The sequence below is a fragment of the Streptococcus mitis genome (assembly GCF_047464035.1).
Taxonomy (GTDB): Bacteria; Bacillota; Bacilli; order Lactobacillales; family Streptococcaceae; genus Streptococcus; species Streptococcus mitis_DX.
This window is the reverse complement of record NZ_JASHCQ010000022.1, coordinates 1-21,031: the sequence shown is the minus strand read 5'-3', so window position 1 is coordinate 21,031 and position 21,031 is coordinate 1. Positions and strand designations below refer to the sequence as shown.

Here is a 21,031-nt window from a genome sequence, read left to right as displayed (position 1 = left end):
AGTTAGTTAGCGACGTCCCCAGTACCTAAGGTGCATATCAAAAAAGATTGAAGAAAATGTAAAGGAAAAAACATGACAAAAAACTTATTAGTAGAACTCGGTCTTGAAGAATTACCAGCCTATGTTGTCACACCAAGTGAAAAACAACTAGGCGAAAAAATGGCAGCCTTCCTTAAGGAAAACCGCCTGTCTTTTGAAGCCATTCAAACCTTCTCAACACCACGTCGTTTAGCTGTTCGTGTAACTGGTCTTGCAGACAAACAGTCTGATTTGACAGAAGATTTTAAGGGGCCAGCAAAGAAAATTGCCTTGGATAGTGATGGAAACTTCACCAAAGCAGCTCAAGGATTTGTCCGTGGAAAAGGCTTGACGGTTGAAGATATCGAATTCCGTGAAATCAAGGGTGAAGAATATGTCTATGTCACTAAGGAAGAAGTTGGTCAAGCAGTTGAAGCCATTGTTCCTGGTGTTGTAGATGTCTTGAAGTCATTGACTTTCCCTGTCAGCATGCACTGGGCTGGAAATAGCTTTGAATACATTCGTCCTGTTCACACTTTAACTGTTCTTTTAGATGAAGAAGAGTTTGATTTGGATTTCCTTGATATTAAGGGAGGGCGTGTGAGCCGTGGCCATCGTTTCTTGGGACAAGAAACCAAGATTCAGTCAGCATTGAGCTATGAAGAAGACCTTCGTAAGCAGTTTGTAATCGCAGATCCACGTGAACGTGAGCAAATGATTGTTGACCAAATCAAAGCAATAGAAGCTGAACATGGTGTACGTATTGAAATTGATGCGGATTTGCTTAATGAAGTCTTGAACTTGGTTGAATACCCAACTGCCTTTATGGGAAGCTTTGATGCCAAATACCTTGAAGTTCCAGAAGAAGTTTTGGTGACTTCGATGAAAGAACACCAACGGTATTTTGTTGTCCGTGATCAAGATGGTAAACTCTTGCCAAACTTTATTTCTGTTCGTAATGGAAATGCAGAGTATTTGGAAAATGTCATCAAAGGAAATGAAAAAGTCTTGGTAGCTCGCTTGGAAGACGGAGAATTCTTCTGGCGTGAAGACCAAAAATTGGTGATTTCAGATCTTGTTGAAAAATTAAACAATGTGACTTTCCATGAGAAAATTGGTTCCCTTCGTGAACACATGATTCGTACGGGTCAAATCGCTGTACTTTTGGCAGAAAAAGCTGGTTTGTCAGTGGATGAAACAGTTGACCTTGCTCGTGCAGCAGCCATTTACAAGTTTGACTTGTTGACAGGTATGGTTGGCGAATTTGACGAGCTCCAAGGTATTATGGGGGAGAAATATGCCCTTCTTTCTGGTGAAACTCCAGCAGTTGCAGCTGCTATTCGTGAACACTACATGCCTACATCAGCTGAAGGAGAGCTTCCCGAGAGCAAGGTAGGTGCAGTGCTTGCCATTGCAGACAAATTGGATACGATTTTGAGTTTCTTCTCAGTAGGCTTGATTCCATCAGGGTCTAATGACCCTTACGCTCTTCGTCGTGCGACCCAAGGTGTGGTTCGTATCTTGGATGCCTTTGGTTGGCACATCGCTATGGATGAGCTGATTGATAGCCTTTATGCATTGAATTTTGACAGCTTGACTTATGAAAATAAAGCTGAAGTTATGGACTTTATCAAGGCTCGTGTTGATAAGATGATGGGTTCTACTCCAAAAGATATCAAGGAAGCCGTTCTTGCAGGATCAAACTTTGTTGTGGCGGATATGTTGGAAGCAGCAAGTGCTCTTGTAGAAGCAAGCAAGGAAGAAGACTTCAAACCATCTGTTGAATCACTTTCTCGTGCTTTTAATTTGGCTGAGAAGGCAGAAGGAGTTGCCACAGTTGATTCAGCTCTCTTTGAAAATGATCAAGAAAAAACCTTGGCTGAAGCAGTAGATACGCTTGTTTTATCAGGTTCTGCAAGTCAGCAATTGAAACAACTCTTTGCTCTTAGCCCAGTCATTGATGCATTCTTTGAGAATACCATGGTTATGGCTGAAAATGAAGCAGTCCGTCAAAATCGTTTGGCAATCTTGTCGCAATTAACCAAGAAAGCAGCTAAACTTGCACGTTTTAACCAAATCAATACCAAATAAAATCTGTTGAACGGATTAAATCTTATCTTAAAGGAGAGAAACATGGATCCTAAAAAAATTGATCGTATTAACGAGCTTGCCAAAAAGAAAAAAACAGAAGGCTTGACCCCAGAAGAAAAAGTAGAACAGGCCAAACTACGTGAGGAGTACATAGAAGGTTATCGTCGCACTGTTCGTCACCACATCGAAGGGATCAAAATTGTGGACGAAGAAGGAAACGATGTTACACCAGAAAAACTACGTCAGGTACAACGTGAAAAAGGTTTACATGGCCGTAGTCTCGATGACCCAAATTCATAATAAATATTCTTTCTTTTAACAAGGATAGATAAAATAATAACCAAAAGACTAGCAGACACAAACTGCTAGTCTTTTGTCACTTAAAAAGGAACCAAAATGGTTCCTAAAACTATTATTAGTTACTTGCGCCAGATGTAGCGTCAGCGCCACCACCGTGACCTCCAGCATCACCTGCATCAGAAGCTCCAGATGTGGCATCTGCTCCGCCATGTCCTCCAGCAGGAGCTGCAGCATTTCCACCAACTAGACGTTGACCAGTTGTATTGAGGTACCAATCAAGCCATGGTTGGAAATTAAAGATAATCTCATTAATTCCAGCATATGAGCCATCTGGATAGTACATTGCTTGGTAATTATGGGTATTAATAACACCTTCAGGTGTTCCTGGCACAATTGTACGGACATATTCTTGATCTCCGTTACGCAATACGCCGACAACCCATTCAACGTTTTTCATTCTAGAATCTGGCAATGTACCGTGTACTGTCCCTAATCTATTTCCTGATTGAGAACGGACACGTTTACCAAACATTGTATCTGGGTCTTGGTGTGCGTTATTAAAGTACAAGAATTGATTATTATCATCTGCAAATGTCAATTCAAATGGCATTGCTTTCAAGAACATGTCAAGTTGGTTAACTGTCAAGATACCGTGGTCTAATTTAACGTAAGTATCTCCAGAAACAGCTCCAACAAGTTCAGCAGCTTTTTCTACCCATTCAGGATCATCTGGATCAACACCTTGGATAGTAGTTGCAATTGAATTTGTACAATATAAATCTTCTGGCTCAATTGGTTTTGGTTTTTTCAATTTTGAAACGACTCCCACATATTTTACAAAGTTGTCCAAGCATGTTTCAAGGAAATTAACAGTTCCTTCATTCGTGATATTTCCATTAACATCAAAAGCTTCTTTAGCTTTACCAAGAAGGAATTCATTTCCTGGAAGAGTGTAGGCATTGACACCTGGAGCGTCAAGAATCTTACGAAGGTGAACTTGGGCACGAGAAGTACCTTGGTCATAGTAAGAAGCACCCACAATCATGACTGGTTTGTTTTCAAATGGATGAACTTCATATGAAAGCCATTCAAGAACAGATTTTAGGGAAGCTGAGATTGTGTGGTTGTGCTCAGGAGTAGCGATGATAACACCATCAGCACGCGTAATTCTGTTATACAAGAGACGCAATTGGAAGCTTTCGTCCCATTTTTCGTCTTGGTTAAACATTGGAACTTCATCAATTTCGAGAACTTCTAATTCAAATTTGAGTTTGAAGTGACGACGGATGAATTCCAAGAGTTTACGGTTATATGATTGATCGTAGTTTGATCCTACAAGTCCAACAAATTTCATTCTTTTTGGTCTCCTATCTTACAAATTTTCCCAGTCAAAGTCTTCAGCATCTTTGCGAAGTAGGGCTTGTGCGTTGCGCAATTTTTCTGTAATTTTTACAAAGATACGGAAGTCGTCAAAAGTGGCATCTAATTTTTTGATAACATCAAGATCCACTAGATCTCCACTTGGATTGAAGGCTTGAAGAGAATGTGAAAGCAAGAATTCATCTGGAAGGACACTTGCTTTGATTTCTGGGGCATTCAAGATTTGGCGAAGTTGTAATTGGGCACGTGATGAACCAAGCGTACCGTAAGAAGCACCTGTAATCATGATTGGTTTGTTCAAGAGTGGGTAAATACCATAAGACAACCAAGCAAGAGCGCTCATCAAAACAGCTGGGATAGAGTGGTCGTACTCAGGAGTACCGATAATAACGCCATCTGCCTCTTCGATTTTAGCAGCAATTTCTAAGATTTCAGCAGGTACTTGCTTGTCAGCTGGCTTGTTAAAGACAGGGATATCCTTGATTTCAACAAGTTCAATTTCAGCTTTGTCAGCAAAGTGTTTTTGCATGTATTGAAGCAATTGACGGTTTGTAGAACGTTTTGAATTTGTTCCAACAATAGCAATAAGTTTTAACATGAGATTTCCTTTCTCTTTTTACATAATACGATTTTAAAACTCCATTGAAACAGCTATTTCTATAGAGTAGGAATTCCTGAAGAACAACTTAGGTGACCTTCCTTATCGATTAGGATGGCTTCGATGCCCTCCAAACTTTCGACTTGCCAGAGGATAGAAGCAGGTCTTTCTCCAAATAAACGAGTTGTCCATATTTCACCATCAACTGATTTATCAGAGATGATTGTTAGACTTGCTAGTTCCGTTTCAACAGGATATCCTGTTTGGCTGTCAAAAATATGATGGTAATCTTTTCCATCGACAGTCAGGTGACGTTCATAAATGCCTGAAGTCACGACAGATTGATTGACAGCAGGGATGGTCATTAAGTGATTTCCCCTCGGATTGGCTGGGTCTTGAATCCCGATTTGCCAAGGCTGATTCCCTCTTGCCTGATTTTTTCCAATAGTCAGGATATTCCCTCCCAGATTGATCAAGGCAGAAGTCACTCCCTCTGCTCTCAGAAATTGGGCAACCTTATCTGCACTATATCCTTTGGCTAAACAACCTAGATCGATCTTCATTCCTTTTTGTTTTAAAAACACAGTAGAAGTAGAAGAATCTAGCTCGATATAATGAGGATTGATTAGAGGTAGCACCGATTCAATTTCTTGAGGTTGGGCGACCTTGGCATCTGAAAAACCGATACGCCAGGTTTGGATTAAGGGACCAATACTGATGTTGAGATGGCTAGAGGGCGCTAGGCTATGCTTTAAACCAAGTGAAATTAGTTCAAATAGGTCTGGATGAACCTTGACGGGGACCATTCCAGCTTGATGATTGATTTCCATCAACTCAGATTCCTGACTATTGGCATTGAAGCGGTATTCGAGCTCTCTGAGTAAATCAAAGGATTTTTGGAGCAAGCTATCGGCTCGCTCATCCACTAATGAAATAGTGATAGTGGTTCCCATTAGGCGTTCAGAATGTGAACTAAGAGGCAAGCTACCAACTCCTTTCTCTTATGAAAAGAAGGTTGAAATATAGTAAATTTATGAAAAATGAACCCCTTACATTTTCTTTCCATGATACTAGCATACCATAAAGTCAGCGTTTTCACAAATAAAATTTGTAAAGATGTCAAGAAATATGCTCAAGAAATGAAGAAAAATTGCAAGAATCCGTGTTAAGATACAGATTATTTACAATTTTTTACAAAAAAATAGGAAAAATCAGCCAAACTCTTGTAAACGCTAACAGTAAATGTTATACTAGTAGGGTAAATTTAGAATGAAGGTAGGAAATTTTTTATGAGTAAGATCGTTGTAGTCGGTGCTAACCACGCTGGTACAGCATGTATTAATACTATGTTGGATAATTTTGGAAATGAGAACGAAATCGTTGTATTTGACCAAAACTCTAACATCTCTTTCCTAGGATGTGGAATGGCTCTTTGGATTGGTGAACAAATTGACGGTGCTGAAGGCTTGTTCTATTCTGATAAAGAAAAATTAGAAGCTAAAGGTGCTAAGGTTTACATGAACTCACCAGTTCTTTCAATCGACTATGATAACAAAGTAGTTACAGCAGAAGTTGAAGGAAAAGAGCACAAAGAATCATACGAGAAATTGATTTTCGCTACAGGTTCTACACCAATCTTGCCACCAATCGAAGGTGTTGAAATTGTTAAAGGAAACCGCGAATTTAAAGCAACTCTTGAAAACGTACAATTCGTTAAACTGTACCAAAACGCTGAAGAAGTTATCAATAAACTTGCTGACAAGAGCCAACACCTTGACCGTATCGCCGTTGTTGGTGGTGGTTACATCGGTGTTGAACTTGCTGAAGCCTTTGAGCGTCTTGGAAAAGAAGTTGTCCTTGTTGATATCGTTGATACTGTTTTGAACGGTTACTATGACAAAGACTTCACACAAATGATGGCGAAGAACCTGGAAGACCACAACATCCGCTTGGCGCTTGGTCAAACTGTTAAAGCAATCGAAGGTGACGGTAAAGTTGAACGCTTGATTACTGATAAAGAAACTTTCGATGTGGATATGGTTATCCTTGCGGTTGGTTTCCGTCCAAATACAGCCCTTGCTGATGGTAAGATTGAACTCTTCCGTAACGGTGCCTTCCTTGTAGACAAGAAACAAGAAACTTCACTTCCTGGTGTATTTGCCGTTGGTGACTGTGCGACTGTTTATGACAACGCTCGCAAAGACACAAGCTACATCGCCCTTGCTTCAAATGCAGTTCGTACTGGTATCGTTGGTGCCTACAACGCTTGTGGACATGAATTGGAAGGAATCGGTGTGCAAGGATCAAATGGTATCTCAATTTACGGACTTCACATGGTTTCAACTGGTTTGACTCTTGAAAAAGCTAAAGCTGCTGGTTACAATGCAACTGAAACAGGCTTTAACGATCTTCAAAAACCAGAATTCATGAAACATGACAACCATGAAGTAGCAATTAAGATTGTCTTTGACAAAGATAGCCGTGAAATTCTTGGTGCCCAAATGGTTTCACATGATATTTCAATCAGCATGGGAATCCACATGTTCTCACTTGCTATCCAAGAGCATGTAACAATTGATAAATTGGCATTGACAGACCTATTCTTCTTGCCACACTTCAACAAACCTTACAACTACATCACAATGGCTGCACTTACAGCTGAAAAATAAAATTTGATGAACTATCTGGCCTTAAGTTAAGGTCAGATAGTTTTTTAGTCAATCTGTACCCATACAATTATGATTTTTTTATCTTGTGATTCATTCTGTTCTGACTTAAAATGAAAAGGTAGCTACCAATACAAATAATGAGGATAAAGAAATGACTGAAAATCGTTATGAACTAAATAAAAACTTGGCACAGATGCTCAAAGGTGGGGTTATCATGGACGTTCAGAACCCTGAACAGGCCCGTATTGCAGAGGCCGCTGGTGCGGCTGCTGTTATGGCCTTGGAGCGGATTCCAGCAGATATTCGTGCAGCTGGAGGTGTTTCTCGCATGAGTGATCCAAAGATGATTAAGGAAATCCAAGAAGCAGTTAGCATTCCAGTAATGGCCAAGGTCAGAATCGGGCACTTTGTTGAAGCTCAGATTTTAGAGGCCATTGAGATTGACTATATCGATGAGAGTGAAGTTTTATCTCCAGCAGACGACCGTTTCCATGTGGACAAAAAAGAATTCCAAGTTCCTTTTGTCTGTGGTGCTAAGGATTTGGGTGAAGCCTTGCGTCGTATCGCTGAAGGTGCTTCTATGATTCGTACAAAAGGAGAACCAGGGACAGGAGATATCGTCCAAGCTGTTCGTCATATGCGTATGATGAATCAGGAAATTCGCCGCATTCAAAACCTACGTGAGGATGAACTTTATGTTGCTGCCAAGGACTTGCAAGTCCCTGTAGAATTGGTTCAATACGTCCATGAACATGGAAAATTGCCTGTTGTAAACTTTGCGGCTGGAGGCGTTGCAACGCCAGCAGATGCTGCGTTGATGATGCAATTAGGGGCAGAGGGTGTCTTTGTCGGTTCAGGTATTTTTAAGTCAGGAGATCCTGTTAAACGAGCAAGTGCCATTGTCAAAGCGGTAACTAACTTCCGTAATCCTCAAATTCTAGCTCAAATCTCTGAAGATCTAGGGGAAGCCATGGTTGGTATCAATGAAAATGAGATCCAAATCCTCATGGCTGAGCGAGGGAAATAGATGAAAATTGGAATATTGGCCTTGCAAGGTGCCTTTGCAGAACATGCAAAAGTGTTGGATCAATTAGGTGTCGAGAGTGTTGAAATCAGAAATTTAGAGGATTTTCAGCAACATCAGAGTGACTTGTCAGGTTTGATTTTACCTGGAGGAGAGTCTACAACCATGGGCAAACTCTTACGCGACCAGGACATGCTGATTCCCATTCGAGAAGCCATTCTATCTGGCTTACCAGCCTTTGGAACCTGTGCAGGCTTGATATTGCTGGCTAAGGAAATTACTTCTCAGGAAGAAAGTCATCTTGGAACTATGGATATGGTGGTCGAGCGCAATGCCTATGGGCGCCAATTAGGAAGTTTCTACACGGAAGCAGAATGTAAGGGAGTCGGTCAGATTCCAATGACCTTTATCCGTGGTCCAATTATCAGTAGTGTTGGAGAAGATGTAGAAATTCTAGCAACAGTTGATAATCAAATCGTTGCAGCCCAAGAAAAAAATATGCTGGTAACTTCTTTTCATCCGGAATTGACTGATGATGTGCGCTTGCACCAGTACTTTATCAATATGTGTAAAGAAAAAAGTTGAGACTGAGTTTCTCAACTTTTTTACATGTAATAAACAATGGCGATGTATTGGAGTGCGGACGCAGCTAGGATAAAGAGATGCCAAATCATGTGGAAATAAGGTTTTTTCTTGGCGTAAAATCCAGCTCCAACTGTATAACAAAGTCCGCCAGTTACCATGAGACTCCAGAAAATTGGTGTGGTTTGACTGATAATGGCAGGAATGATAGTCAGAACCAACCAGCCCATAATCAGGTAAAGAGCAAGGCTAAATTTCTCATTGACTTTTTTAGCAAAGATTTTATAGAGAATACCAAAGACGGTCGTTCCCCACTGGATGGCAATAATTAGATAGCCAAACCAGTTATTCATCAAAGTCAGTACGACAGGTGTATAAGAGCCAGCAATGGCAACATAAATCATAGAATGGTCGATGATTCGCAAGACATATTTGTGGGTCGAACCATAGGCCATAGAGTGGTAAATGGTGGATGAGAGGAACATGAGAAAGAGACTAATAACGAAAATGGAGACACCGATAGATGATAAAAATCCGTGTGTCTCATAACTATAGGTGGATGAAATAGGTAGTAAGATGAGCATGATGACTGCACCTACGGCATGGGTCACGCTATTAGCAATTTCCTCTCCAAAACTGAGTTGTTTGCTGAGTTTTAGGCTTGTATTCATTATATTTCCTCCTCTTGAGTATGATGGATTAAGGATAGAGTTTGATGATAGAGTTTAACGGTTTGGCAGCTGGTTTGTATAATAGGATTAGCTGGATCAATTCCTTGGTTCATGTAGTCCACAAAAGCATCGTAGAGTTGCTCTGAACTTGCTTGAGTTTGCAGAGTATTAAGTGTCTGAGCTATTTCTTGAATAGAAAATACAGACTTGAGGGTTGTGATAGCAATCAGACGGGCAATCTGTTGGCGTTGGTATTTTTTCTTGTCAGGCTTTGTCAGGTAACCATGTTTGACATAATTGTTGACCATAGATGCTGTCAGGCCCTTGTCTTTATCAGGAGAGATAGGGGCGCAGACCTGATTGACATAGAGTAAAACCTGGTCCAGATAGAGGTCAATGTTTGGAATTTCTGCCCATTTTGGGTAGGGAAAGGTAGTTTTCATTTCCAACTCCTTTTTATCTAGTTTTAATAACTAGATTATAAAATAATAAAAATAGAAAGTCAAGTTTTAACTGCTTGTAGAAAGACTTAAATTATGCTATGATGGGAGAAACTAGTCAGAAATGAGGAGAAAAGATGGAGATTCGTTTAGCTTTTCCAAATGAAGTAGATGCCATCATGCAGGTGATGGAAGATGCTAAAAAATGTTTAGCAGATGCTGGTAGTGACCAGTGGCAAAATGGTTATCCAAATGCTGATATTATTATTGAAGATATTATCTCAGGTCAAGCCTACGTAGCCTTGGAAGAGGGAGAACTACTAGCATATGCAGCTGTGACCAAAAGTCCAGAGGCAGCCTATGAAGCCATTTATGAAGGAAAATGGCAAGCTGGAGAGTCAGAGTACCTAGTCTTTCACCGTATTGCTGTGGCAGCAGATGTCCAGGGACAGGGGGTTGCTCAGACTTTCCTAGAAGGCTTGATTGAAGGATTTGATTACCTAGATTTTCGCTCAGATACGCATGTTGCAAACGAGGCCATGCAGCATATCTTTGAAAAACTCGGTTTTAAACAGGTTGGTAAGGTTCCAGTTGATGGCGAACGCTTGGCCTATCAAAAATTGAAGAAATAATGCAAAAGAAGTACGTAAAAATGCTCTACTTTTCGCCAATAGGAACCTTGTCTTTGGTTGCTGACGAGCAATATCTGTATGGCATTTGGGTGCAGGAGCAGAAGCATTTTGAGAGGGGACTAGGAGATGAGACGATAGAAGCAGTTGTTAGTCATCCCATTTTAGACCCAGTTATTACTTGCTTAGATGCTTACTTTAAAGGTAAGTCTCAGGATTTATCCAACTTGCCCTTGGCTCCAATCGGAACGGATTTTGAAAAGCGAGTTTGGTCCTATTTACAGAGAATTCCTTATGGTCAGACAGTGACCTATGGACAAATAGCCCAAGATCTGCAAGTGGCTTCTGCTCAAGCAATTGGCGGAGCGGTAGGACGCAATCCTTGGTCTATCCTAGTACCTTGTCATCGTGTGCTGGGAGCATGCAAGCGTCTGACAGGTTATGCTGCAGGAGTGGAAAAGAAAGCTTGGCTCTTGGAGCATGAAGACGCAGATTTTAAAGATATAAACAATAGAAAGTGAAACACATGTTAGAATTTATCGAATACCCAAAATGTTCAACTTGTAAAAAAGCAAAACAAGAATTAAACCAACTCGGTGTAGACTATAAAGCTGTTCACATCGTGGAAGAAACACCTGGTCAAGAAGTCATTTTAAACTGGCTAGAGACCTCAGGTTTCGAGTTGAAGCAATTTTTCAACACCAGTGGAATCAAATACCGTGAATTGGGGCTGAAAGATAAGGTAGGAAGTCTGTCAAACCAAGAAGCGGCCGAGTTGCTAGCAAGCGACGGAATGTTGTTAAAACGACCGATTTTAGTGGAGGATGGAACTGTTAAGCAAATCGGTTATCGAAAACCTTATGAAGAATTGGGATTGAAATAGTTTTTACTTATCTCTTTGATAGATAAAATATATAACCTCCCTGTTTCAAAGTATGATAAACTAGTAGGTAGACAAAGTCTGTATCTGACCGTAGCAAATAATTTCATTGACGGCAGAAGTATGGTAGAATGAATCATTAGCAGGAGAGGATGTTTTTATGAATGTTACAACGATTTTAGCATCAGATTGGTACCAAAATTTGATGCAATTGATTCCGGATGGCAAGCTGTTTAGCTTGCGTTCGGTCTTTGATGGGATCCCAAGAATTGTTCAACAACTTCCAATAACGATTATGTTGACAATTGGTGGTGCTCTTTTTGGCTTGGTTTTGGCACTTCTTTTTGCCATTGTGAAAATCAATCGTGTCAAAATTTTATATCCCTTGCAGGCCTTCTTTGTTAGTTTCTTAAAAGGGACACCGATTTTGGTTCAACTCATGTTGACCTACTACGGAATCCCTTTGGCTTTGAAAGCTCTCAATCAGCAATGGGGAACTGGTTTCAATATCAATGCGATTCCAGCCGCTGCTTTTGCAATTGTCGCCTTTGCCTTTAATGAGGCAGCTTATGCTAGTGAAACTATTCGTGCAGCCATTCTCTCAGTCAATCCTGGTGAGATTGAGGCGGCACGCAGTCTGGGTATGACCCGAGCACAAGTTTATCGTCGCGTAATTATTCCAAATGCAGCCGTTGTGGCAACTCCAACCTTAATCAATTCCCTCATCGGCTTGACCAAAGGAACTTCCCTAGCCTTTAGTGCGGGTGTTGTGGAAGTATTTGCCCAAGCTCAGATTCTGGGTGGAGCTGATTATCGTTACTTTGAGCGCTTCATCTCCGTTGCCCTTGTTTATTGGGTAGTCAATATCGGAATTGAAAGCCTCGGTCGTTTCATCGAGAGAAAAATGGCTATTTCTGCACCCGATACAGTGCAAACAGATGTGAAAGGAGACCTTCGTTAATGATTAAGATTTCGAATTTAAGCAAATCCTTTTCAGGACAGACTGTCTTGGATCATCTGGACTTAGATATTCAAAAAGGGGAAGTTGTAGCCTTGATTGGTTCTTCAGGAGCTGGAAAATCAACTTTTCTTCGTAGTCTCAATTATCTTGAAACTCCTGACAGTGGATCAATTCAGATTGATGATTTCTCAGTTGATTTTTCTAAAATCACTCAGGAAGAAATCCTGGCCCTACGCCGCAAGCTGTCCATGGTTTTCCAACAGTTTAATTTGTTTGAACGCCGAACAGCACTTGATAATGTAAAAGAAGGCTTGGTTGTTGTCAAGAAATTGTCTGACCAAGAAGCGACTAAGATTGCCAAGGAAGAGTTGGCTAAGGTTGGGCTTTCGGACCGTGAAAACCATTACCCTCGTCATTTATCAGGTGGACAAAAGCAACGGGTTGCCTTAGCGCGTGCGCTTGCTATGAAACCAGATGTCTTGCTCTTAGACGAACCAACTTCAGCCCTTGACCCAGAATTGGTTGGTGAAGTAGAGAAGTCTATTGCAGATGCTGCTAAGTCAGGTCAAACCATGATTTTGGTTAGTCATGATATGTCCTTTGTAGCCCAAGTGGCTGATAAGATTCTCTTCTTAGATAAGGGGAAAATCATTGAGTCTGGAACACCGGATGAGATTATCCACCATCCGAAAGAAGAGCGGACAAAAGAATTCTTCGCTAGTTACAAACGGACTTATATTTGATATAATAGATAAAGGAAAACTCAGTTAGTTGGACTAGCTGAGTTTACTCTTTAAAAAAGATAGAAATGAGAGAAATCATGCTACTGCAACTATTTTCTTTATATTTCGAGAGTTTGATCTTGACCACCATCCTCGTCCTGATTTTTTTAGGGATTTGGATTGGACTGAGAGCCATGTCGGGAGTTGATAAGACAGCCAAGGCTCGCCAAGCCCATCTCTATGATATGATTATGATTGGGGTCTTGGTTGTTCCAGTATTATCCTTTGCGGTTATGAGTTTAATTCTTGTTTTCAAAGCATAATCCTTGCTTGATTGACAAGAAAGAGTTAGAATAAAGATAGTTACAACAAGAAAGAAGGAATCTATATGTACGATACTATTATTATCGGTGCTGGACCTGCAGGGATGACTGCGGCCTTGTATGCTGCTCGAAGCAATCTGAAAGTAGCCTTGATTGAAGGTGGTCTGCCAGGTGGTCAGATGAATAATACATCTGATATTGAAAATTACCCAGGATACGCTAATATTAGTGGGCCAGAATTGGCAGAAAAGATGTTTGAACCGCTTGAAAATCTTGGTGTTGAGCACATTTATGGTTATGTTGAAAATGTCGAAGACCATGGTGATTTTAAGAAAGTGATTACTGATGACCAAACGTATGAAACTCGTACAGTTATCGTAGCAACTGGTTCTAAACACCGTCCTTTGGGAGTACCTGGAGAAGAAGAACTGAATAGTCGTGGTGTTTCTTACTGTGCCGTGTGTGATGGTGCTTTCTTCCGTGACCAAGATTTGTTGGTAGTTGGTGGCGGAGATTCAGCTGTCGAAGAAGCCCTCTTCTTGACTCGTTTTGCTAAGACTGTTACCATTGTTCACCGTCGTGACCAACTTCGTGCCCAAAAGGTTTTACAAGACCGCGCCTTTGCGAATGAGAAAATCAGCTTTATCTGGGATTCTGTAGTGAAGGAAATCAAGGGTGAAAACAGAGTAGAATCTGTCGTTTTTGAAAATGTGAAAACAGGTCAAGTGACAGAACAAGCCTTCGGTGGTGTCTTTATCTATGTTGGATTGGATCCTCTTAGCGATTTTGTTAAAGAATTGAATATCCAAGATCAGGCAGGTTGGATTGTGACAGATAACCACATGAAAACTGCAGTTGACGGTATCTTTGCAGTTGGAGATGTTCGCCAGAAAGACCTTCGTCAAGTGACAACAGCAGTTGGAGATGGAGCTATCGCTGGTCAAGAAGCTTATAAATTTATCACAGAACATAGTTAATCATAAAAAAGTTTCCAATCAGATGACTGGAAACTTTTTTTATAGTCTATTTCGAAAAACTTCGTACATGAGAATGGCTGCAGCAACACTGGCATTGAGACTTTGAACATGTCCATTCATCGGAATGGTAATCATCTCATCGACCTGTTTTTTGATATTGCTAGAGATGCCTTTTCCTTCATTTCCGATGATGAGGGCAATTTTCCCTTTTGTATTCCACTTATGGCAAGGAGTACCGTTCATATCCGTTCCAAAGGTCCAGAAGCCTTCATCCTTGAGTTTGTCCAGAGTTTGGCTCAGATTGGTCACTCGAGCGATTGGAACGTGCTCAATAGCACCTGTGGCCGTTTTAGCAACGACAGGAGTAACTCCGACAGCACGGTGCTTGGGAATGATGACACCTGAAACATTGGTCGCATCAGCGGTTCTCAAGATGGAACCTAGATTATGAGGGTCAGTTAACCCATCCAGAATCAATAGAAGTGGATTTTCTTCTTGGCGTGTTTTGGCAAGGATTTGGTCCAGTTCGCTATAGGCAAATTCGGATACTCGTAGAACGAAACCTTGGTGGACAGCACCTTCAGTCATCTCAGAGAGGGATTTTTTTGAAGTCCAAGAAATGGATACTTTTTTTTCTGTAGCCAGTTCCTTGACTTTCTCAACATTCTTACCTCGGAGATCTTCTTGGAGGTAAAGTTTGTTCCCTGTGTTTGCAAGGAGGGCTTCGGTAACGGCGTGGACGCCATAGACAATATCATTTGTTTTCATGCCTCTATTATAACACAAAACCCCGTCTTGCAACGGGATTTTATTTATTCAAGAATCAGTAGACCATCTTTAACTTCAAATGGGTCTTTTTCATTGATACGATCGTAAAACATGATTCCGTTGATGTGGTCAATTTCATGCTGAACAACGATGGAGTTGTAGCCTTTGAGCTTGATACGGTGTTTTTCGCCGTCCTTGTCAAAGTAGTCAACAGTAACGCGAGCATGGCGAACAACATAGCCAGGCACATTGCGGTCAACAGAGAGGCAACCTTCTCCTTCGCCAAGAGCAGCGTCTTGAACAGAGTGAGAGACGATTTTTGGATTGTACATAATGGCTTGTAAGTCGTAGGCTTCCTGCGGAGTTTCACCTTCTTCAACAATGTTTGGTACCAAAACAGCGATAATACGTTTTGAGATATCTAATTGAGGAGCAGCAAGTCCAACACCACCTCGGAGCCCCATCTTTTCAGCCATGACAGGATCTTGGGAATGTTTGAGGAATTGCATCATCTTTTCACCGAGAATGATTTCCTGGTCAGACAAGGGGAAAGTGACTTCCTCAGCAACCGCGCGTAGAGTTGGATTTCCCTCGCGGATAATATCTTTCATATCAATTAAGTGAGCAGCTTTTGTAATACGTTCTATTGCAGACATTTTCTCTCCTTTCATTACCTCTACATGATAACACAAAATGACAAGGATTGAAAGCATTACGGCATCGAGCTTTTATAGAAAATGTCTACTAGGTTCGATTCAATTGTGAAAGAATTACTTATCTGTGATATAATAAAAAGAAAAGGCTTGCATTAGAAAGTAGGGAGAATAAAGATGCAAAGAAGACAAGATAGACATAAACGTGGACCAGTTTTTCATTTTGTGAGAGGCTTTGTAAACTTTTTTAGGAGTTATCGCAAGTGGAGCAATAAGGGATTTGTGGCGATACTCTTGCTAGCAGTTGCTTTATCAATGGGCTTGGTCTTGTTGTTTGAAAGCTTCCAAGGAATCCCCTTAACCAGTCAAAAAAAGGATGCCATTTCTCAAGAAGCAAATAAGACCAATCAAAATACTAAAGATCAGGAAGAGGAAAAAACTGCTAGAATTATGGCCAATGGGGACCTCCTTTATCATATTCCTATTTATCGTTCGGCTTTAAAAGAAGATGGGACCTATGATTTTCATGAGAATTTTGATTATGTGAAACCATGGCTCAAACAAGCAGACCTAATTATAGGTGATTTTGAAGGTACTGTGAACAAGGACCACTATTTGGCAGGTTATCCTCTATTTAATGCACCTGGTGAAGTTATGGATGCCATCAAGGATGCCGGTTATCAAGTGCTAGACTTGGCGCATAACCATATCCTAGATTCACAAATAGAAGGTGTGGTTTCAACAGCAGATGCTATTGAGAAGGCAGGAATGACACCTATTGGAGTGTATACGCATGAGTCACGTGATCAAGCTCCACTGGTTATCAAGGAAGTGAACGGCATCAAGGTTGCACTTTTAGCCTATTCTTATGGTTTTAATGGAATTGAGCAAAGTATTTCTCAAGAAGACTATAACCGCTATCTTTCAGACCTAAATGAAGACAAGATGAAGGCTGAAATTGAACGAGCAGAGAAGGAAGCAGATATCACCATTATCATGCCTCAGATGGGTGTGGAGTATCGCTTGGAACCAACTGAAGAACAAAAGGCTCTTTATCACAAGATGATCGATTGGGGAGCGGATATTATCTTTGGAGGGCACCCTCACGTAGTTGAACCATCTGAAACGGTTGAAAAAGATGGGGACAAGAAACTCATTATCTATTCAATGGGGAACTTCATTTCCAATCAACGAATTGAAACCATGCAAGATGAAGAGAATGCTAAGTGGACAGAGCGCGGCGTGCTCATGGATGTGACTATTAAGAAAAAAGCCGGTAAGACGACAATCGAAACTGCAAAAGCGCATCCTTCTTGGGTAAACCGTACACCAAAAGGAACCTATTCTCCAGAAGGTTATCCACTATTCCTATACCAAACTTATATCTTAGAAGATTTTATCGAGGGTGGTAGTCATCGTGACCAGTTAGATGAAGCGACTAAGGAACGAATTGATACAGCCTACAAAGAAATGAACGAACATGTGGGATTGAAGTGGGACTAGCTTGAATCCAGAGGAAAGTAAATGACGATTAAGGTAATTGCAACAGATATGGATGGGACCTTGCTGGATGCTAGAGGCCAGCTTGATCTCCCACGTTTGGAAAAGATTTTAGATCAGTTGGATAAAAGGGGTATTCGTTTTGTCATTGCGACTGGGAATGAAATTCACCGCATGAGGCAACTACTGGAGCACTTGGTCGATCGGGTGGTTCTGGTTGTTGCAAACGGTGCTCGTATTTTTGAAAACAATGAACTGATTCAGGCTCAGACTTGGGATGATGCCATTGTCGATAAGGCTTTGGCTCATTTTAAGGGTCGAGCGTGTCAGGATCAGTTTGTTGTAACGTCTATGAAGGGTGGTTTCGTCAAAGAAGGTACGATTTTTACAGACCTTGAAAGTTTTATGACTCCAGAAATGATTGAAAAATTCTACCAACGGATGCAATTTGTGGACGAATTAACCTCTGACCTCTTTGGTGGTGTGCTCAAGATGAGTATGGTTGTTGGTGAGGAACGTTTGAGTTCGGTCTTGGAAGAAATCAATGACCTCTTTGATGGCCGTGTTCGTGCTGTATCGAGTGGCTATGGTTGCATTGATATCCTTCAAGCTGGAATTCATAAAGCATGGGGCTTGGAAGAATTACTCAAGCGCTGGGACTTGACCTCCCAACAAATCATGGCTTTTGGTGACAGTGAAAATGATGTTGAAATGCTTGAAATGGCTGGAATTGCCTATGCGATGGAAAATGCTGATGATAAAGCCAAAGCTGTGGCTACTGCTCTAGCGCCAGCCAATAGCCAAGGAGGAGTTTATCAAATCTTGGAAAACTGGTTAGAAAAAGGAGAATGAAGTGGCAGTACAGTTATTAGAAAATTGGTTACTAAAGGAACAAGAAAAAATCCAAACCAAGTATCGTCACTTAAATCAGGTTTCTGTTGTAGAGCCAGACATTCTTTTTATTGGGGATTCCATTGTCGAATATTATCCTCTGCAGGAACTATTTGGGACTTCGAAGACGATTGTCAATCGAGGCATTCGAGGGTATCAGACAGGGCTGTTATTAGAAAATCTAGATGCGCATCTGTACGGTGGAGCAGTAGATAAAATTGTCCTTTTGATTGGGACAAATGATATCGGAAAAGATGTGCCTGTGAATGAGGCTCTCAATAACCTCGAAGCTATCATACAATCCATTGCTCGCGATTATCCATTGACTGAGATTAAATTGCTTTCTATTTTGCCAGTCAATGAGGGAGAAGAGTACAAGCAGACAGTCTATATCCGCACGAATGAAAAAATTCAGAAATGGAATCAAGCCTATCAAGAGCTTGCTTCTGCCTATATGCAGGTAGAATTTGTGCCAGTTTTTGATAGTTTGACAGACCAGGCAGGTCAACTCAAAAAAGATTATACAACTGATGGGTTGCACCTTAGTGTTGCTGGTTATCAGGTTTTGACAAAATCTTTGAAAGACTATCTTTTGTAGTTAATTGCTTTCCTTTTTGCATTTTTGTGTTAGATAAGGTATAATGGTTTTATTGTCTTTTGGGGTCGTTACGGATTCGACAGGCATTATGAGGCATATTTTGCGACTCGTGTGGCGACGTAAACGCTCAGTTAAATATAACTGCAAAAAATAACACTTCTTACGCTCTAGCTGCCTAAAAACCAGCAGGCGTGACCCGATTTGGATTGCTCGTGTTCAATGACAGGTCTTATTATTAGCGAGATACGATCAAGTCTTGTCTAGCGGCTTGATAAGAGATTGATAGACTCGCGGTTTCTAGGCTTGAGTTATGTGTCGAGGGACTGTTAAACGAATACATAACCTATGGTTGTAGACAAATATGTTAGCAGATGTTTGGACGTGGGTTCGACTCCCACCGGCTCCATTATTCCTTTGCATTCTTTTGCATTCCTTGGTAAAACGTTGTTAAATCAACGTTTTTTATTTTTGTCTTTGGTATTCCTTGGTATTCTTTTGCGAAAAAAGAATACAACATTTTGTTGTATCCTAAATATTAAATCAAGTCCTGAATTTTCTTAAGTTTTTATCATATTTTCTGTTATAATTAAGGTGCCTTAAGAAAAATAATGAAAAAACTAAATGTTTTTCATATAGTTTTCATTTTTTGTGTTATAATTAAGGTGCCTTAAGAAAAATATTAAGGTGCCTTAAGAAAAATATTAAGGTGCCTTAAGAAAAATAATGAAAAAACTAAATGTTTTTCATATAGTTTTCATTGTTTTAATAGTTTAAAGTCAATCTTATTTTTCTCTAATAGAAAATAATGAAAAAGTAGGTTTAGAAAGAGGTAAGTATCTATGTCTTCTCATAAAAAAGTGTCACTCTCTGAGATTAATCAATCTATCGATACTCCAAATAACAATCATTTCTGGCAAAATTTAAATGCCTTTTTAGGTCCGGGTGCTCTTGTCGCAGTTGGTTATATGGATCCAGGAAACTGGATTACCAGTGTAGTCGGTGGTGCTTCCTATAAGTATAGTCTCTTGTTTGTTATCTTGATTTCATCTCTCATTGCCATGCAACTTCAGCAGATGGCAGGAAAGCTTGGTATTGTAACCCAGATGGACCTGGCTCAAGCAACGGCTCATCATTCACCTAAATGGCTTCGTTATAGTCTATGGGTGATTTTAGAATTAGCCTTGATGGCGACAGATCTGGCAGAAGTTCTAGGTTCAGCGATTGCTCTCAATCTTCTCTTTAAGATTCCGATTATGATAGCAATTCTCTTGACCGTGTTGGATGTTTTTCTCTTATTGCTTCTGATGAAATTTGGCTTTAAGAAGATTGAAGCTATTGTGACAACACTGATTTTAACCATTCTAGCAATTTTTACCTATCTGGTAGCTTTGTCACATCCAAGCTTCCAAGGAATCGTTGAGGGTTATCTACCGAATGCAACCTTATTTGAAAGTCCCTTGCCAGGGCATGAAAGTCAATTAACCTTGGCACTAGGGATCGTGGGAGCAACGGTTATGCCCCATAACCTCTATTTGCATTCTTCCTTGTCACAAACTCGGAAAATCAATCACAAGGACAAGAATGATGTTCGAAAAGCCGTGCGCTTTATGACCTGGGATTCAAATCTCCAATTATCCTTGGCCTTTGTGGTTAACTCCCTTCTATTAATTCTCGGGGCGGCTCTCTTTTTCGGCCATGCATCTGAGATTTCTGCCTTCTCTCAAATGTATAATGCCTTGCAGGATTCTACTATTGCAGGAGCTATAGCTAGCTCGACCTTATCAACCTTGTTTGCCTTGGCTTTATTAGCCAGTGGTCAAAATTCGACAATTACGGGTACCTTGACTGGACAAATCGTTATGGAAGGTTTCTTGCATATGAGATTACCTCAATGGTTCATTCGTTTGGCAACTCGTCTCTTTGCCTTGTTGCCTGTCATGATTGTAGCGGTTCTGTTTGGTCATCAGGAAAAAACATTAGATCAGTTATTGGTTTATTCACAAGTCTTTCTTTCGATTGCTCTTCCATTTTCAATCTTCCCACTGATTTATCTAACTTCTAAGAAATCACTGATGGGAGAATTTACCAATGCCAAATGGAATACCATCCTTGGCTATATCGTTTCCATTATCTTAACAATTCTCAATGTGAAATTGTTATTTGATATTTTCTAAGAAATTCACCCGAGTTATAAAACAAGCATATAAGAAAAAAGATACCCAAGATTTCTGTACTGCACCCCAAAAGTTAGACAGAAAAAATCTAACTTTTGGGGTGTTTTATTATGAAATTGAGTTATGATGATAAAGTTCAGATCTATGAACTTAGAAAACAAGGATATAGCTTAGAGAAGCTT

At 40.4% G+C, this 21,031-nt stretch carries 23 protein-coding genes, 1 other RNA gene and 1 pseudogene; 18 read left to right on the top strand and 7 right to left on the bottom strand.

What is annotated here, in order from left to right; translation table 11 throughout:
- Positions 1-72: 72 nt before the first annotated feature.
- Both glyS and QM818_RS07115 read left to right on the top strand, forming a co-directional pair.
- Positions 73-2,109, top strand: a complete 2,037-nt coding sequence (gene glyS, locus QM818_RS07120; protein ID WP_414300080.1) for a glycine--tRNA ligase subunit beta — start codon at positions 73-75, stop codon at positions 2,107-2,109.
- Positions 2,110-2,151: 42 nt separating this feature from the next.
- The gene (locus QM818_RS07115; RefSeq protein WP_000371299.1) at positions 2,152-2,409 is read left to right on the top strand and encodes a DUF896 family protein; all 258 of its coding nucleotides are present in this window, start codon (positions 2,152-2,154) and stop codon (positions 2,407-2,409) included.
- Positions 2,410-2,524: 115 nt separating this feature from the next.
- On the opposite strand, the gene QM818_RS07110 is transcribed toward QM818_RS07115, so the two are convergent.
- The 3 genes from QM818_RS07110 to QM818_RS07100 are packed head-to-tail and all read right to left on the bottom strand — an operon-like array spanning position 2,525 to position 5,370.
- Entirely contained in the window at positions 2,525-3,763 is a 1,239-nt protein-coding gene (locus QM818_RS07110; RefSeq protein WP_261228797.1) for an NAD(P)H-dependent oxidoreductase, read from the bottom strand.
- A gap of 18 nt (positions 3,764-3,781) precedes the next feature.
- Complete coding sequence (locus QM818_RS07105; protein ID WP_000915939.1) at positions 3,782-4,387, bottom strand: NADPH-dependent FMN reductase; 606 nt, start codon at positions 4,385-4,387, stop codon at positions 3,782-3,784.
- A gap of 59 nt (positions 4,388-4,446) precedes the next feature.
- Positions 4,447-5,370 carry an FAD:protein FMN transferase gene (locus tag QM818_RS07100; RefSeq protein WP_261080824.1) on the bottom strand — a complete coding sequence of 308 codons (924 nt, stop codon included), beginning with the start codon at positions 5,368-5,370 and terminating at the stop codon, positions 4,447-4,449.
- Between the two features lie 306 nt (positions 5,371-5,676).
- On the opposite strand from QM818_RS07100, the gene nox reads away from it, so the two are divergent.
- The 3 genes from nox to pdxT all read left to right on the top strand — a co-directional run bounded on the left by nox (position 5,677) and on the right by pdxT (position 8,665).
- Entirely contained in the window at positions 5,677-7,056 is a 1,380-nt protein-coding gene (nox, locus tag QM818_RS07095) for a H2O-forming NADH oxidase (RefSeq protein ID WP_042900866.1), read from the top strand.
- Between the two features lie 151 nt (positions 7,057-7,207).
- Positions 7,208-8,083, top strand: a complete 876-nt coding sequence (gene pdxS, locus QM818_RS07090; protein ID WP_000138517.1) for a pyridoxal 5'-phosphate synthase lyase subunit PdxS — start codon at positions 7,208-7,210, stop codon at positions 8,081-8,083.
- A complete protein-coding gene (gene pdxT, locus QM818_RS07085) occupies positions 8,084-8,665 on the top strand; it encodes a pyridoxal 5'-phosphate synthase glutaminase subunit PdxT (RefSeq protein ID WP_414300079.1) in 582 nt (193 codons plus the stop codon).
- A gap of 20 nt (positions 8,666-8,685) precedes the next feature.
- Here pdxT and trhA read toward each other — a convergent pair whose 3' ends face one another.
- Positions 8,686-9,333 carry a PAQR family membrane homeostasis protein TrhA gene (gene trhA, locus QM818_RS07080; protein ID WP_124788175.1) on the bottom strand — a complete coding sequence of 216 codons (648 nt, stop codon included), beginning with the start codon at positions 9,331-9,333 and terminating at the stop codon, positions 8,686-8,688.
- Entirely contained in the window at positions 9,333-9,776 is a 444-nt protein-coding gene (locus QM818_RS07075; RefSeq protein WP_223336156.1) for a DUF1836 domain-containing protein, read from the bottom strand. Before QM818_RS07075 ends, trhA begins: the two co-directional genes overlap by 1 nt.
- A gap of 134 nt (positions 9,777-9,910) precedes the next feature.
- Between QM818_RS07075 and QM818_RS07070 the strand changes: the two genes are divergently transcribed.
- The 7 genes from QM818_RS07070 to trxB all read left to right on the top strand — a co-directional run bounded on the left by QM818_RS07070 (position 9,911) and on the right by trxB (position 14,265).
- Positions 9,911-10,405, top strand: a complete 495-nt coding sequence (locus QM818_RS07070) for a GNAT family N-acetyltransferase (protein ID WP_414300078.1) — start codon at positions 9,911-9,913, stop codon at positions 10,403-10,405.
- Positions 10,405-10,923: a methylated-DNA--[protein]-cysteine S-methyltransferase gene (locus QM818_RS07065; RefSeq protein WP_020901893.1), complete on the top strand. Its 519-nt coding sequence runs from the start codon at positions 10,405-10,407 to the stop codon at positions 10,921-10,923. Before QM818_RS07070 ends, QM818_RS07065 begins: the two co-directional genes overlap by 1 nt.
- Before the next feature lie 5 nt (positions 10,924-10,928).
- The gene (locus QM818_RS07060) at positions 10,929-11,285 is read left to right on the top strand and encodes an arsenate reductase family protein (protein WP_261105229.1); all 357 of its coding nucleotides are present in this window, start codon (positions 10,929-10,931) and stop codon (positions 11,283-11,285) included.
- 157 nt (positions 11,286-11,442) lie between these two features.
- Positions 11,443-12,243, top strand: a complete 801-nt coding sequence (locus tag QM818_RS07055; protein WP_001103445.1) for an amino acid ABC transporter permease — start codon at positions 11,443-11,445, stop codon at positions 12,241-12,243.
- The gene (locus tag QM818_RS07050; protein ID WP_000590965.1) at positions 12,243-12,986 is read left to right on the top strand and encodes an amino acid ABC transporter ATP-binding protein; all 744 of its coding nucleotides are present in this window, start codon (positions 12,243-12,245) and stop codon (positions 12,984-12,986) included. The genes QM818_RS07055 and QM818_RS07050 overlap by 1 nt, the downstream gene beginning before the upstream one ends.
- Before the next feature lie 77 nt (positions 12,987-13,063).
- A complete protein-coding gene (locus QM818_RS07045; protein WP_000926599.1) occupies positions 13,064-13,288 on the top strand; it encodes a DUF4059 family protein in 225 nt (74 codons plus the stop codon).
- Between the two features lie 65 nt (positions 13,289-13,353).
- Positions 13,354-14,265: a thioredoxin-disulfide reductase gene (trxB, locus tag QM818_RS07040; protein ID WP_414300077.1), complete on the top strand. Its 912-nt coding sequence runs from the start codon at positions 13,354-13,356 to the stop codon at positions 14,263-14,265.
- 39 nt (positions 14,266-14,304) lie between these two features.
- Here trxB and rlmB read toward each other — a convergent pair whose 3' ends face one another.
- Positions 14,305-15,033, bottom strand: a complete 729-nt coding sequence (gene rlmB, locus QM818_RS07035; RefSeq protein ID WP_045611907.1) for a 23S rRNA (guanosine(2251)-2'-O)-methyltransferase RlmB — start codon at positions 15,031-15,033, stop codon at positions 14,305-14,307.
- 44 nt (positions 15,034-15,077) lie between these two features.
- A complete protein-coding gene (gene def / locus QM818_RS07030; RefSeq protein WP_001272937.1) occupies positions 15,078-15,689 on the bottom strand; it encodes a peptide deformylase in 612 nt (203 codons plus the stop codon).
- 174 nt (positions 15,690-15,863) lie between these two features.
- Between def and QM818_RS07025 the strand changes: the two genes are divergently transcribed.
- The 6 genes and pseudogenes from QM818_RS07025 to QM818_RS07000 form a co-directional block, all read left to right on the top strand.
- Positions 15,864-17,189, top strand: a complete 1,326-nt coding sequence (locus QM818_RS07025; RefSeq protein ID WP_001189732.1) for a CapA family protein — start codon at positions 15,864-15,866, stop codon at positions 17,187-17,189.
- 21 nt (positions 17,190-17,210) lie between these two features.
- Complete coding sequence (locus QM818_RS07020; RefSeq protein WP_414300076.1) at positions 17,211-18,038, top strand: HAD family hydrolase; 828 nt, start codon at positions 17,211-17,213, stop codon at positions 18,036-18,038.
- Position 18,039: 1 nt separating this feature from the next.
- Positions 18,040-18,675 (top strand): SGNH/GDSL hydrolase family protein, encoded by a 636-nt coding sequence (locus QM818_RS07015; protein WP_000290665.1) that lies wholly within the window; start codon positions 18,040-18,042, stop codon positions 18,673-18,675.
- 61 nt (positions 18,676-18,736) lie between these two features.
- Positions 18,737-19,084: a transfer-messenger RNA gene (ssrA, locus tag QM818_RS07010) on the top strand.
- Positions 19,085-19,514: 430 nt separating this feature from the next.
- Positions 19,515-20,849, top strand: a complete 1,335-nt coding sequence (locus QM818_RS07005; protein WP_000094601.1) for an Nramp family divalent metal transporter — start codon at positions 19,515-19,517, stop codon at positions 20,847-20,849.
- Between the two features lie 110 nt (positions 20,850-20,959).
- Positions 20,960-21,031, top strand: a pseudogene (locus QM818_RS07000) (transposase); the annotation flags it as partial.

What these genes read in the sequence shown, in the direction of transcription:
- QM818_RS07050 (WP_000590965.1), top strand. Translation starts at nt 12,243, where the DNA reads ATGATTAAGATTTCGAATTTAAGCAAATCCTTTTCAGGACAGACTGTC.
- QM818_RS07045 (WP_000926599.1), top strand. Translation starts at nt 13,064, where the DNA reads ATGCTACTGCAACTATTTTCTTTATATTTCGAGAGTTTGATCTTGACC.
- pdxT (WP_414300079.1), top strand. Translation starts at nt 8,084, where the DNA reads ATGAAAATTGGAATATTGGCCTTGCAAGGTGCCTTTGCAGAACATGCA.
- def (WP_001272937.1), bottom strand. Translation starts at nt 15,689, where the DNA reads ATGTCTGCAATAGAACGTATTACAAAAGCTGCTCACTTAATTGATATG.
- trhA (WP_124788175.1), bottom strand. Translation starts at nt 9,333, where the DNA reads ATGAATACAAGCCTAAAACTCAGCAAACAACTCAGTTTTGGAGAGGAA.
- QM818_RS07070 (WP_414300078.1), top strand. Translation starts at nt 9,911, where the DNA reads ATGGAGATTCGTTTAGCTTTTCCAAATGAAGTAGATGCCATCATGCAG.
- QM818_RS07005 (WP_000094601.1), top strand. Translation starts at nt 19,515, where the DNA reads ATGTCTTCTCATAAAAAAGTGTCACTCTCTGAGATTAATCAATCTATC.
- QM818_RS07060 (WP_261105229.1), top strand. Translation starts at nt 10,929, where the DNA reads ATGTTAGAATTTATCGAATACCCAAAATGTTCAACTTGTAAAAAAGCA.
- glyS (WP_414300080.1), top strand. Translation starts at nt 73, where the DNA reads ATGACAAAAAACTTATTAGTAGAACTCGGTCTTGAAGAATTACCAGCC.
- QM818_RS07105 (WP_000915939.1), bottom strand. Translation starts at nt 4,387, where the DNA reads ATGTTAAAACTTATTGCTATTGTTGGAACAAATTCAAAACGTTCTACA.
- QM818_RS07055 (WP_001103445.1), top strand. Translation starts at nt 11,443, where the DNA reads ATGAATGTTACAACGATTTTAGCATCAGATTGGTACCAAAATTTGATG.
- trxB (WP_414300077.1), top strand. Translation starts at nt 13,354, where the DNA reads ATGTACGATACTATTATTATCGGTGCTGGACCTGCAGGGATGACTGCG.
- pdxS (WP_000138517.1), top strand. Translation starts at nt 7,208, where the DNA reads ATGACTGAAAATCGTTATGAACTAAATAAAAACTTGGCACAGATGCTC.
- QM818_RS07065 (WP_020901893.1), top strand. Translation starts at nt 10,405, where the DNA reads ATGCAAAAGAAGTACGTAAAAATGCTCTACTTTTCGCCAATAGGAACC.
- QM818_RS07115 (WP_000371299.1), top strand. Translation starts at nt 2,152, where the DNA reads ATGGATCCTAAAAAAATTGATCGTATTAACGAGCTTGCCAAAAAGAAA.
- rlmB (WP_045611907.1), bottom strand. Translation starts at nt 15,033, where the DNA reads ATGAAAACAAATGATATTGTCTATGGCGTCCACGCCGTTACCGAAGCC.
- nox (WP_042900866.1), top strand. Translation starts at nt 5,677, where the DNA reads ATGAGTAAGATCGTTGTAGTCGGTGCTAACCACGCTGGTACAGCATGT.
- QM818_RS07025 (WP_001189732.1), top strand. Translation starts at nt 15,864, where the DNA reads ATGCAAAGAAGACAAGATAGACATAAACGTGGACCAGTTTTTCATTTT.
- QM818_RS07075 (WP_223336156.1), bottom strand. Translation starts at nt 9,776, where the DNA reads ATGAAAACTACCTTTCCCTACCCAAAATGGGCAGAAATTCCAAACATT.
- QM818_RS07110 (WP_261228797.1), bottom strand. Translation starts at nt 3,763, where the DNA reads ATGAAATTTGTTGGACTTGTAGGATCAAACTACGATCAATCATATAAC.
- QM818_RS07020 (WP_414300076.1), top strand. Translation starts at nt 17,211, where the DNA reads ATGACGATTAAGGTAATTGCAACAGATATGGATGGGACCTTGCTGGAT.